The sequence below is a fragment of the Bacillus sp. FJAT-27916 genome (assembly GCF_001183965.1).
Classification (GTDB): Bacteria; Bacillota; Bacilli; order Bacillales; family Pradoshiaceae; genus Pradoshia.
In genome coordinates, this window is sequence record NZ_LFZV01000001.1 from 1,259,942 (window position 1) to 1,272,440 (window position 12,499).

The window sequence follows — 12,499 nt, forward strand, 5'->3', positions numbered from 1 at the left end:
GAGATTAGTGATGAAAATCGATAGACGAACAATTAAAACAAGGCATTTGATCAAGCGTGCATTTACTGACATTGTTCATGAAAAACCAATCAATAAAATAACCGTGAAAGAAATTGCCAATCTGGCTGGGGTGAATAGAAGCACCTTTTATCAGCATTTCAAGGATGTATATGAGGTGCACGAGGCCGTATTAGAGGATTTTGCGACTGAATTTATTAGGTTATTCAGGGAGCGAGGATACCAATATCATAAGGAAGACACGGAACGGTCATTAAGGGGGTTAATAAACTACATGCAGGATAATGAAAAAATTTTTAAAATCCTTGTCAGGCATGATGAGAGTGTCCTTGTCGACAAAATGTCCCGAAAACTCATTTACTATGCAAAAGAAAGTAAATATGAAGGATATGTAAGAAATCCTGAACAATTCGTTTGTGCTGTTTATTTCCTTATGCATGGAATCATAGGGTTATTGAAGAAATGGTTTGATCAAGAGTTGGATTACTTCCTGGCTGAGGTAGGAAATCTCATTTATACATTCATCATCAATGGATTTGTCTTAAGAAACCAGCACTAAGCTGGCTTAAGGAGTGATTTGGCTGTGCTTCAGGTTTCCTGCATCATGGACCCTAAAAAATGAAAAAAACCTAGTCAAGCAGACCTGTTTAGCAAGTGGATATGCAGCATTGATATTTAGCAGATAATAAAGAAGGAGTTTGAACAGAAATAAACGTTCAAACTCCTTCTTTTATGATAAAAGGCGAATATCATCACCTATATGAATCGGCCCGGTTGCAATGACCGAGGCATATACACCAAAATAATTCTTCCGAGTATTAGCGACAAGCTTTAAAAGAGAGGGATCTCTTAGTCCGGTTTCGGGATCAACGGTAATAATCATGCAGCGCTCGCAAGGTTTATTGATGGAGATTCTCACGGTATCGCCAATTAAGAGTGTCTTCTCAATCCATTGTTCCTCACCAAATGGCTGCTGTTCAGTTAGCGAGAGAAGAATATTTGGCCGGAAGCGTCTGTAATCAAGTGCTTTTCCCCATTCCTCAGATAAGGATTGAATGGAAGCTTCCGAGACTAGGAGTAAATGGTCCTCCTCAAGCGGTCCGATTGGAACCTCATTAGTAGTGTATTGTACAGGCTGGATTGGCCTTTTGGATAATGTCTCCAGTTCTTCTAGCAGTATTGGGTCATCCCATTCAAGTTCAACGCCATTTGGTGTTCGGACTGCAATGGCCGGATAGCGCTCTAAATCATCTTCTCCTTGAAAGGACGCTGTGTAGCAGGCCATTTGCGGTGCCTGGGTGATGGTCAAAAATTTGTCTATCCGGGAAAGATCACGATAAGCATGACTCCGGTCCCCGTATAATCCATAAGGCATGACATTCGTTTGCGTCACTTCCTCACCCGTAAATGATTTAACCGGGTGCCGCATTAGTCCTTTTACATGACCAACCAACAAGACACTCACCTCGAATTATTTATATTTTTTCTTGAATTTATCAATGCTTGTATTCGACCCAATGAGCAGAAAGTCATCGCCAGGCTGGAGCTGCAAATCAGCAAAGTGTGAGAGAATAGGTTCACCATTGCGAAGCACCAAGGATACAGTAATGTCAAACTTCCTTGAGAAGTTCATTTCATTCAATGACTTCCCATGCATCAATTCCGGAACCTCCATTTCAATCGCGGAAATATCTTTCGTAATCTCAATATATTCAATCACACCTGTAAGCATTTCTTGTCGGGCAACCTTTCTACCGGCCTCTTCTTCAGGAAGGATGACACGGTCAGCGCCCAAGCTTTGCAGGATTTCCCCGATTTCCCGGTTATTTGCCTTCGCTATGATTTTTTTCGCTTTTCGTTCCTTGACCTTTTTTGTGATAAGAATCGCGGAATAAGCGTCAGAACCAATTGCAATGAATACAGCGTTGAACTGATCAATCTTCAATTCATCGAGCACATCGCCTTCGCGGAGGTCCCCAACGATGGCATGTGTTGAATACTCATCAAGCAGCTCAAGGTTTCGTTCATCCTTGTCACTGACAACCACTTCACAGTGCTGTTTGTGAAGCTCCTTGACAATCCCAGTTCCAAATCGTCCGGCTCCAATGACTAAATATGACTTCATGATTTTGTATCTCCTCTTTGTTTAGATTAGCCCACAGCTAAATCTTCTTTTAAGTATCTAGCTTTAAATTTTTCTGCTTTAAAAATCGTATAGATGAAACTGAAAATACCAATCCGGCCAATAATCATCAACAAGATTAGTATGGTTTTCGATGCACCTGTCAATTCGTTTGTAATGCCAAATGAGAGCCCTGTATTCGTCAATGCAGACAGAACCTCAAACATAATTGGCTCAAGTTCCTGCGGCTGCCATGTTGTCAGCAAAATGGTGGATACGAAAAAGAGCGTGATAAAGGTAAAGAAAATCATAAATGATTTATCGATCGTATCCTGTGTAATCGTCTTGCGCATGATGACCACTTCTTTGCGTGATTTAGCCACGGCACCAATCTTTGCGATTAAGACGGCTGCCGTTGTCAGCCGGATTCCTCCCCCGGTACTTGATGATGCTCCCCCGATAAACATAAGAAACATCAGGCATAGAACAGTCGTAATGGTCAGCCCTGACACATCAATTGTCGTCAAACCGCCATTTCTTGAAGTTGCCGAAAAGAAAAATGCATTGGTCAGCTTGTCCCAGAAAGAAAATCCCTCCAGAATATTCTTTGATTCGAGCAAGAGATAAAGGACGGTTCCTGCAAACAGCAGCAGAAGATGCATCCGGATATTGATCCGGGTAAACAAGGTCTTCTTCTTTCTGAAGGAAAGGATGTATTCCATCATGGTTGGATAACCAAGACTGCCAAGGAAAATCGTGATTGCCGTTGTGGTCAGGAACAAATTATTGTGCTTGAATGAGACAAGGCTATCTCCGAATAAATCGAATCCTGAATTGGTAAAGCTTGCGACAGAATGGAAAGCAGTCACGAAGACAGCATCACCGAAATCATCAAAGCGCGGCCGAATCTCGCCAAAAAGAATGAAAAAACAAATCGTCTCCACAATCGATGCGATAATTAAGACCGAAACTCCCAAAGCTGTAATGGAACCCAGCTTATGATGATTCTGGTCTTTTGATAAAAGAAGCATATTTGAGACGGTAATTCGTTTATCCATTACTAAGAATAGATAACTGATGATGATAACAATTCCGATTCCCCCAAGCTGCATCTCCACCATTAAAATGGATTGTCCCACTCTTGTTAATTCCGTACCAATATCAATAGGGGTTAATCCTGTCACACTTAAAGCGCTCGTTGATAGGAATAATGAATCAATAACAGCCAAATCAGCCGTTTTTGACACAGGAAGCAGATATAGACAAGCAAATATAATGACACAGCCTATGTACAAAAAGAAAATCTGCCTAAATGAGTGGATAGAAGATTTGCTTTGCGGCATTAAAAAATCTCCATTCTTAAGTAAAATAATGTCATGATTTTTATTATAACGATAACATATCATAGCATATTTTGAGTGGATATACCTAGTGGATATCCATTTCAAGTATCACTTCAAACAATTCATAACTTTACCACAAAACTCAGCAATTTCAAATAGTGAATGTCAGCAACCTTTACCGTTTCCTGACAGATGATTTTTTATATAAAAAAAGCTGAGATTAATAGTTAAATAGATGGGGAATTTAATGAATTTCTTGAATATACATAACCTGAGGACTGAGGGAGGGGAATCATGTATGGATCATATTCGTGAAGTATATGACCGTTATAAAAAAGGCGAACGATTTGCAGAGCCGTTCTCAGAGAAGAAAATTCGGGTGAAGGACCCAAGCGAGCTCGCCGCCAATAATCAAATCGTGCAAGAGATGCTGAAGCGGCATTCCACGCATTTTCACAAAACAAAACCCCTCGCATAAGGAGGGGCCATTTCTGTTTGTTCACTTATTAGGCAGTTCTTGTTTCTTTTGCAGGTGCAAACAATAGTCCAATATTGATTAAACCAGCAATTCCGACTAATGCATAAACAATGCGCGAAAGGATGGCGTCTTGGCCTCCAAATAAGGCAGCAACAAGATCAAATTGGAAGAAACCGACTAATCCCCAGTTAACCGCTCCAATAATAGTTAAGACAAGTGCAATTTTTTGAACAATACTCATTTTGATTATCCCCTTTTCTTAAATATTTTGTAATCATTTGGTATATTCACTTAATTCGAGATAGTTAAACCTTTTTGTATAAAAAAAATATATGTTTTGTATAATTATATTGTAATCAAAGGGGAGTTTTCAAAAATGGCCATTCTTCTTTTTCAAGCTGCATGGCATATTCGATGTTTTCGGATTGTGACATGAGAGCGTAATGGAGGAAGAGGATGTTCTGCTTATCAATGATATCGAACTGTGCTGAGTGGCTTGAGAGTATAGTCACTTTTTCTATGCCCTTATAAAGAAAATGGAAAATCAGGCGGTTCTTTTTGAATTTTTCAAGCGGCCGCTCCCAATTAACGACCTCAGGTTCACCGGTTTCCTTTGATAACTCAGCATAGCTGCGTTCGACTCCTTTTAGTTGGTCGAACTGACAGGTAATGAATTCGAAGGGAATCTGATAGTGACGGTGGTAGCTTATTTTTAAATCCTCAAGGAAATAGGCCAGAGCGGACTCATAATCCACTTCCATGGATTCCTCATCAAGGAATGTGAAGAGCTTTCCGATAAAGATATCAGAATACATATGAGAAAGGATCGTAGCTTTTGCACTTTGAAGCTCAATAAACTCTACAGCAGCTGTTTCCTTATCCTCGACCTCAAACTCCATCTGGAATAAACGGAAGCGCTTTAATTGGCGGGTAGTTAAAGGAATAATCATAAACAAAGAAATCCAGACCAATAGATAGAAGAATCCCTGGAATAGGAGCCGGTTCACCTGTGATGAAACAATCGGCTTGATGATATACTCCGTCCACCAGGTTGGAGGGACGGCTGGGTCAGCCTGGAGTGGAGCAGGATCTAAGAAAAACAACTGGGCAAGGGTCCACCCGATGATGATGAAAATCCCAGAATAATAAATGAGCGATAAAACTTGAGGCAGAAATTCTTTGCAAAAAAAGACAAGCTGACTCATACCTTTTAGAATCTTGTTCACTAGCGGTCACCTCTTTGTTATAGAAACAAAATTAACCACTAAATAGGTATGCGCCAACATGCTCTTTTATGACAGATGATTGGTTTTTCCGGCAAATTTAATCGATGTTTGATAGCCCGCTGTTTCAATATTAGCTAAACGGGCAGATGGCTCTGCCACTTGAATGGCAGCCATACCGTTCTCTCTCCTTGCAGTGACAGAGGAAACGGTAATATTCTTAACCTTAGGACCAATGTCGATGGCAATGGGTGCTGAATCAGTAAAGATTAGCCCTTCAAGCTGAATATGGTCAGAATGCTGAGGCCCCCCGAAGATTTTTATGTCGGCGGAAGCCGTCTTGAAATGTCGGGAAGAAGCATGTCGGATCGTAATCGACCTCGATTTATATTGAATCGCGGCCATCGGTTCACCCTTGTAATCGTATTCAGAATCGCCAATCATCGTAAAATGATTCATGACGACATTTTGATAAGCCGATACAACCAGGCAACGGGGCGCTGAGTCTTTGTATAAGTCTGTAAAGACAGGTGCCATCGATACGAGATTTACCGCACTGATGTTAAAGGCTGACAGAGAATCCGGGTCGGTTTGCAGATGATGGCCGATATGGCGGAAATTAAAGGAGCGATTATCATGGACCGACAAATGCCCGTATATATGGACGTTGCTAGCAGCAGAAGCTGTCGCATGTGCTTTTATTTCGATGCCGCCGAAGCAATGGCTGGAGGAATTATGAATGAGCCATACATCATTCGACCCGTCATCAATCTCAAAGCCGTTTGAATTCGAAAAGCCCTCCGCATGGGCCCTGCCGCTCGGGAAGCACATATGGCTGTTCGTAATCAGCAGATGGCTGCTGTGATGGGTTGTCACACCGTCATCCCCGAAGCCATAGCCTGTTACATGGTCGACCCAAATATATCGGCTTGCCCCGCGCGACCATGTACCGTCACCGAGATATGTATAAAAGCTGGAGGAAAGATCAAACCCATGCAGTCCGGCATTCACAGCCTCCACATCCTTTACCCAGCCGTAGGTGACATGCGCATAGGTCAGGCAGCTGGAGCGATTATTCCCTGCACTTGTTCTCTGCCCGGCAGGAATCCGGCCTGAATTCCAATCAAGCGTAAGAGCTTGCACGAGAATATGGTGATTACCCCTAATAGGATTAGCATTTCTAAGAAGCGTGCTTGAAACAACCGCATCATCTGATAGCTTCAGAATAGACCTGCCCTTGCCCTCGCCGACAAAGCACGTGAAGGAAGGGAGTTTGACGCCTTTGACGATATACGTTCCTTCAGGGACAAACACCATTCTTCGTCCATGCCCAACTGCCTCCGCAAAAGCCTTCGTACAATCCGTCACCCCGTCGCCGACAGCACCATAATCAACTACATTCACTTGCTTGTTGATTGCTTGATTCAGAACTTCATACTCATCATCAAGCGTATCCTTCCACTGCGGATAAAGAGTCCCTTCCTTAAGGGCAGGGGGATGAGTTAAATCTGGCCCCTTTGTTGTCGTCAAGAAAAGACGCGGAAAAAAATAAGCGAACCGCTTTGTCATGGCAGGAAACGAATGCTTCGGTTCATTTTGGCGAATCGCCTCCTTTAAAACCTGCTCCGTTTCTGACGCCAGATTAGCCATTGTCCGTCCCTTCGGAAGCCATTTCGATAACAAAAGCTCATTCTTCTTCGGATCATGATTCCTCGATAAGCTAAGCATGAAAACCCGTCCTCTCTTTCACACACTTCAAAATAGTCTACCTGCTTTTCTCTTCTTCATTTTATTCCCCTGAAGCAAACAAGCAAACCGTAACACAAATGTAAAGGGTAAGTGAATGCCGTCCCGAAGAAAAAAAGAGTTTAACATGATACAATAAAAGATATGAATATACCAACTAATCCAGAAAGCCAATAGCTAGAAACCAAAAAAGGGTGACACACATGAAAAAAATCATGAAATCTGAACTGTTCAGTTGGATAACCGCCTTAACCATTGCCCTCATATTGGCTCTCGGCGTTCGAGCATTCCTATTTGAACCATTTATCGTAGAAGGCGCCTCCATGGAGCCAACATTAAATAATAATGAAAAACTACTCGTCAATAAGGTAGTAGCCTATACCGGCTCAGTCAACCGGCAAGATATCATCATCATTGACGGGAAAAACCGAGACATCAATTATGTCAAACGCGTCATCGGCCTCCCAGGTGACACAGTAGAAATGACCAATGACCACCTATACATTAACGGCGAAGAAGTAAATGAACCCTACCTCGCCGAAGAAATCGAAAAAGCCCATGCAGTTGACATGAATTACACCGGAGACTTTGGACCCGTCACTATCCCCGACCACCAATACTTCGTCCTCGGTGACAACCGATTAAACAGCATGGACAGCCGCAATGGCCTAGGGTACATTGACAAGGACCAAATTGTCGGTGTAAGTGAATATGTCCTTATGCCAATCAAGGAAGCCCGCAAGACAGAGTGAAGAGGAGCGGGAATGGAAGCAGGAGAAACCCTGCTTCTTTTTTATGGTATAGGGAGGAGGGGGAACTCAGGCAAAGGGATAATGAGGATGGAAGGTAGAGAGGTATGGGAGTAGCCAGGCACCTCCCGTCCAAGGCCCATGCAAGGGGTAGGAAGGGTGGACAAAGGGTGGGCATCGTCAGAGAAAGCCCACCCAATGCCCATGCAAAGGGGATGAAGGGTGGACAAAGGGTGGGCATCGTCAGAGAAAGCCCACCCAATGCCCATGCAAAGGGGGTGAAGGGTGGACAAAGGGTGGGCACACAAAAAAACTGGCCCAATCACTTTCCGGGCCAGTATCTTCATTAAATATTCCGCTTATAGGTTTCTTTTGTCAGCACCGGGTATTCAGGAACCGGTTCGTTTAATTTCTGGACATTGAATACTTCTGCATATTTTTCTAAATCGTTGGCAATCTCGTCCTGCATCTGTCTTGTTGGCAGTTCGATGTTATACTTCGTGCCTTCATGTAAAAGGCGAGATTCTGTTTCGAAAAATATATAAAACATATAGTCCCCTCCGCTTAAAAGTATTTTTTTCTTTATTCCCTTATTAAGGGAGGGGTCAAACGCCGACAGCAGGTTAAATGCCGCCAATACTGTCTAAGGACATATCCAGCTCTTTGAAGTTAACGGCATCTTTGTCTTTCGCTTCAATTCGACCTTCGAACTTCAGCTTGCCATCATCAAGATTATAGATGCTAAAGATAGGATGGCTTTCGGAATCGCGGCCGAATAACTGGATGTGATCATCGCGTAGTGTAATGTATTCAATTTGCTTGTTGTCACGAAGGTTTAGTTTGAGTTTGTCAACCACTTTACCTGTTTTCCAATCTATTTTATAGACTGTTGCGGTTGTTTGCTGTTCCTCATATAAGGTGAGATTTGCATATAAATAGTCTTCATCGTATAGATAAGAGACATCGGAATTTGGCTGGTTTTGCAGTTCGTCAGGCAATTTAAGCTCAGATAGCTTTCCTTTCTTATACTGGAAGACATAAATAGATTTATTTGACGGCTGCGGTTCGGCCTCATCATCATCACTAATTGGACTTTCCTCCGTTTCGAACATCATGATGCTGGACGGCTGGGTGGCATTCCGTTCCATCAAGGAATAGGTTGAGTGATAATTTTCTTGTGTATCTTTGTGTGTGAAAATAACCTCGTCATTTGTGACTTTTTCCTTTTTTAAATCAATGGAATATTGATGGACCTCTGTTACGTAAGGATTAGATTGTTGATTGGCTGTAATGATGCGCATTTCATTGTAATGATATTGAACATCATAAACTTCCATTATATTGATGTTCTTTTGTTTTGGAACATCGATCTTGTAGGAGCTTGCTTTCTCATTCTGTTTGTTCAATCGATCAATGGTGAAGTGGTAGCTTTTTCTCTCACCCCTAATGGACGTGGAATAATCAACCTCTGCATAGATGACGTGGTTATCATCTTCGAATAATGATCCCGTATCATATTTTCCTCTCATGAAGCTTGGGTAGTCTTTTTTTAGTTTCTGGAATTGCTTGCTTCTAAAGCTTAAATCTTCGTAATCCATTTGTTTGAAATAGGGAAGATCTGTTACATAGGATGTTTCATCATCCTTGATGGTCATGGTTTGGTACCTGCTGTTGTACCTGCCGCCAATATTATATGCACCACTGACACTTATATCCTTGATTATCTCCTTGTCTCCGCCTGTTTGTTCAATATAGAATTGGAGCTTGTCATCTTTTGCTAAGGCCGATTGAATATAGTAGATGGAGAAGGTTGCGAGCAGGAAGACAGTCAGAATCGTTAAAGTTAAATATTTTTTCATCTATTACTTCCTCCTATACGGTAACTTTCTTATTTAATAGATAATGGCTGATCCATACAGACAGGGCTCCGGTAACCATACTTGAGGCAATCGTCATGTAGACGACTTCTGATGGATAGAAATAGTCGGCTTTATCGAGCATAATTAAAACTCCGATTGGTGATAAAGTCAGGAATACCGCAAAGGCGATATAAATCAAACCGAGGAATAGCCCCTTCCATCTGAACGAACGTTCCATCAGGATAGCTGCAAATAATACCGTCAGGACGATGAATCCGCCACCATAGTAGAGGATAAATTCTGTGAAGGTACCTGGGATGATGTAATACAAATATATATTATAGCTGGCCATCTGGCTGATGGTCGCTTCTTTTAAATACTCAGCTGGTGTGAGCAATTCCATGAAGCTGCTTTCGATTAGGATGAAGACCATTTGAGCGGCAACCATTGTGAAGATAATAATCATTATAGCGGTTGCTTTGGCAAAATAAACGGAAAGTCGAGCGGTCGGCAGCATAAGAAGGCGATAGATGAACGTATTCTTACCGCTCCAGTCCCGGTACCAAATCAAAAAGATATAAAAGAAGACAGCACCCACACAAAGAGCGATAGGTCCGATAAAATAAATTTTATCACTGAAGCTAAGCATGCTCATATAAGAATAATTGTCTACAATCGATTGAACGCTCTCTCCGTTCATAATGGCCTCGTTCGCACGGCTCATATATTGATTGGATGTTATCCATACTCCAATCATTTGAATGATGAATAGAGCAGCCAAGCCCCCAAATAATACTTTCGCTACCCGTGAAACTTCCAGGTTCACTAGCTTTAAATATCGATTCATTGTATATACACCTCTCTCAGTACATCCACGACGGATTTCCCTTCCTTGATCCGCATGTCCTCTGCGTTAAACTCCTTATAGACGGTGCCATGGTTTAATACGACTACTTTATCAATTAAGTGTTCTATATCATTGATTTCATGAGTTGTGATGATGACGCCTCGGTCTTCAATTAAATGACTCGTGAATACATTGGCAATTTGTTCTCGGCTGAAGATATCAATTCCGGAGAACGGTTCATCCATGAGGACATAGTCTGTATCCTGAGCAAGACCTAATAGGAGATTAACCTTGGCTGTATTTCCTTTTGAAAGGGTGGAAATACGGTGTTCCTCGTTTAACTTAAAGAATTGAAGCAATTCATCAGCACGGTCTTGGTTCCAGCTTTCATAGAAATCAGTCATGAAATCCATTGCCTGTTTTATCGTAAAGCCTGGAAGCATGGTTAATGCATCCGGAATGAAAGTTAATTTCTCATAGGTGCTCTTCTTTCGGTGTTCTCCATCAATGAGGATTTCGCCGCCATTGACGGGTGTAAGTCCAAGGATGGCTTTCATGATGGTCGTCTTTCCGACGCCGTTAATACCGATCAGGCAGGTGATTTCACCTTTATTCGCCGTGAAGCTTACATCGTCCAATACACGTTTCCTGCCGAACTTTTTTGTTACGTTCTTTACCTGCAGCATAGTTCTCCTCCTTATTTCTCTTCGGTAAGATAATTCTTTTTCACAATATCAACCAATTCGTCAACTGGTACTTGAATGGGCTTGACGGCTAGGATGAAGGCATCGACTGCCTCTTGAATCAATTCCTCGCGGACGCCGTTTAAGATCTTTTCATCTGTCGTAACACGGCTTGGGAAATTGCGCTCTGTATAAATCAATCCTTGTTCCTCCATTTCCTTATAGGCTTTTTGTGCGGTATTCGGGTTGATTTTCAATAAACCGGCCAGTTCACGGCGAGATGGGATTTCCTGTCCTCCTGCCAATTCTCCAGTCGCAATTCGTTCCTTGAAGTAACGGACAACCTGTAAGTAAACGGGATCGCGGTTATTAATGAGGAATGACATCCATTCACCTCCTAATTCTTGGTGTGTGTACTATATGGTTCATACACTCCTTAAGGTGTACTATACTGGTAATACACCATAGATGTCAATAACTTCTATGAAAATAATGCTTATTTTTTAATTGAAAGAGGGAAAAAGTAGGATGACACCGGTATAGACACTAAGCCAAGGAGATGGTGCATATGCAGAATACAGGGCTTGTTTTGGAGGGGGGCGGAATGCGAGGAGCTTTCACTGCGGGTGTCCTGAGGTATTTGATGGAGGAGGATATCTATATCCCGTATACCATTGGAGTTTCAGCAGGGGCATGTAATGGCAGCTCCTATATTGCCCGCCAAATGAATCGGAATCATCAGGTGATCATTGAATACAGTCGACATCCTGAATACATCTCCTTTAAGCGCTTTTTGCGAAATAGGGAATTGTTTGGAATGGATTTAATTTTTGACAAAATGCCAAATGAGCTAATTCCTTTTGATATGGAAACATTCTGCAGCTCAAAGGAAGGCTTTGTCGTTGGAACGACCGATTGTGAGACTGGCGAAGCTGTTTATTTTGATAAACAATCATATAGTAAGGATATGCTTACCATACTAAGGGCTTCCAGCTCCTTGCCGTTGTTTGCACCGGAGGTATCCTTTAATGGACGATATCTCCTTGATGGGGGTGTGACCGATCCTATTCCCATTAAGAAATCGGTGAAAGACGGAAACACGAAAAACATTGTTGTATTAACGAAGAATAAAGGATATAGAGAGGCACCATCAAATTGGAATTGGCTTGCCTCAAGGAAATATGGGAAATATGCGGGACTTTTGAAAGCAATGAAAAACCATCATATCGTCTATAATGACACGATAAAGTATCTTAAGGAGGAAGAGGAGAAGGGGAACGTTGTTATTATCCAGCCAATACGGAGGCTTGATGTTTCCACCATCGGACGGAATCCGCAAAAGCTTGAGAATCTGTATGAGGAAGGCTACCGGGAAGCAAAGAAAGCATATGGAAAATTGAAGGAGTTATTATGAGATAAAAAGGGGGAGGA

15 protein-coding genes are annotated in these 12,499 nt (G+C 42.1%); 4 read left to right on the top strand and 11 right to left on the bottom strand.

Going from position 1 to position 12,499, the window contains the following annotated elements:
• Positions 1-10: 10 nt before the first annotated feature.
• Complete coding sequence (locus tag AC622_RS05975) at positions 11-577, top strand: TetR/AcrR family transcriptional regulator (RefSeq protein WP_049670228.1); 567 nt, start codon at positions 11-13, stop codon at positions 575-577.
• Positions 578-748: 171 nt separating this feature from the next.
• Here AC622_RS05975 and AC622_RS05980 read toward each other — a convergent pair whose 3' ends face one another.
• The 3 genes from AC622_RS05980 to AC622_RS05990 are packed head-to-tail and all read right to left on the bottom strand — an operon-like array spanning position 749 to position 3,483.
• Positions 749-1,474: an MOSC domain-containing protein gene (locus AC622_RS05980; protein ID WP_049670229.1), complete on the bottom strand. Its 726-nt coding sequence runs from the start codon at positions 1,472-1,474 to the stop codon at positions 749-751.
• A 15-nt stretch (positions 1,475-1,489) separates the two neighbouring features.
• Positions 1,490-2,143 (bottom strand): potassium channel family protein, encoded by a 654-nt coding sequence (locus AC622_RS05985; RefSeq protein WP_049670230.1) that lies wholly within the window; start codon positions 2,141-2,143, stop codon positions 1,490-1,492.
• A gap of 26 nt (positions 2,144-2,169) precedes the next feature.
• Entirely contained in the window at positions 2,170-3,483 is a 1,314-nt protein-coding gene (locus AC622_RS05990) for a potassium transporter TrkG (protein ID WP_049670231.1), read from the bottom strand.
• A 298-nt stretch (positions 3,484-3,781) separates the two neighbouring features.
• On the opposite strand from AC622_RS05990, the gene AC622_RS05995 reads away from it, so the two are divergent.
• Positions 3,782-3,961: a hypothetical protein gene (locus tag AC622_RS05995; protein WP_049670232.1), complete on the top strand. Its 180-nt coding sequence runs from the start codon at positions 3,782-3,784 to the stop codon at positions 3,959-3,961.
• Between the two features lie 28 nt (positions 3,962-3,989).
• On the opposite strand, the gene AC622_RS06000 is transcribed toward AC622_RS05995, so the two are convergent.
• From AC622_RS06000 to AC622_RS06010, 3 genes are all read right to left on the bottom strand, one after another.
• A complete protein-coding gene (locus AC622_RS06000) occupies positions 3,990-4,202 on the bottom strand; it encodes a DUF378 domain-containing protein (protein WP_049670233.1) in 213 nt (70 codons plus the stop codon).
• A gap of 115 nt (positions 4,203-4,317) precedes the next feature.
• A complete protein-coding gene (locus AC622_RS06005) occupies positions 4,318-5,187 on the bottom strand; it encodes a hypothetical protein (protein WP_049670234.1) in 870 nt (289 codons plus the stop codon).
• A 66-nt stretch (positions 5,188-5,253) separates the two neighbouring features.
• On the bottom strand, positions 5,254-6,912 hold the full coding sequence (locus AC622_RS06010; RefSeq protein ID WP_049670235.1) for a glycosyl hydrolase family 28-related protein: 1,659 nt from the start codon (positions 6,910-6,912) through the stop codon (positions 5,254-5,256).
• A 221-nt stretch (positions 6,913-7,133) separates the two neighbouring features.
• On the opposite strand from AC622_RS06010, the gene lepB reads away from it, so the two are divergent.
• Positions 7,134-7,682, top strand: coding sequence for a signal peptidase I (lepB, locus tag AC622_RS06015; protein ID WP_049670236.1), 549 nt, complete (start codon positions 7,134-7,136; stop codon positions 7,680-7,682).
• Between the two features lie 343 nt (positions 7,683-8,025).
• Here the strand turns inward: lepB and AC622_RS06025 are convergent, their stop codons facing one another.
• From AC622_RS06025 to AC622_RS06045, 5 genes are all read right to left on the bottom strand, one after another.
• Complete coding sequence (locus AC622_RS06025) at positions 8,026-8,229, bottom strand: hypothetical protein (protein WP_049670238.1); 204 nt, start codon at positions 8,227-8,229, stop codon at positions 8,026-8,028.
• A gap of 73 nt (positions 8,230-8,302) precedes the next feature.
• Entirely contained in the window at positions 8,303-9,538 is a 1,236-nt protein-coding gene (locus AC622_RS06030) for a hypothetical protein (RefSeq protein ID WP_049670239.1), read from the bottom strand.
• 13 nt (positions 9,539-9,551) lie between these two features.
• On the bottom strand, positions 9,552-10,385 hold the full coding sequence (locus AC622_RS06035) for a hypothetical protein (RefSeq protein WP_049670240.1): 834 nt from the start codon (positions 10,383-10,385) through the stop codon (positions 9,552-9,554).
• Positions 10,382-11,071, bottom strand: a complete 690-nt coding sequence (locus AC622_RS06040; protein ID WP_049670241.1) for an ABC transporter ATP-binding protein — start codon at positions 11,069-11,071, stop codon at positions 10,382-10,384. The genes AC622_RS06035 and AC622_RS06040 overlap by 4 nt, the downstream gene beginning before the upstream one ends.
• Before the next feature lie 11 nt (positions 11,072-11,082).
• Complete coding sequence (locus AC622_RS06045; RefSeq protein WP_049670242.1) at positions 11,083-11,454, bottom strand: GntR family transcriptional regulator; 372 nt, start codon at positions 11,452-11,454, stop codon at positions 11,083-11,085.
• Positions 11,455-11,636: 182 nt separating this feature from the next.
• Here AC622_RS06045 and AC622_RS06050 point away from each other — a divergent pair, with 182 nt between their 5' ends.
• Positions 11,637-12,482, top strand: a complete 846-nt coding sequence (locus tag AC622_RS06050) for a patatin-like phospholipase family protein (protein ID WP_049670243.1) — start codon at positions 11,637-11,639, stop codon at positions 12,480-12,482.
• The last annotated feature ends 17 nt before the right edge of the window (positions 12,483-12,499 follow it).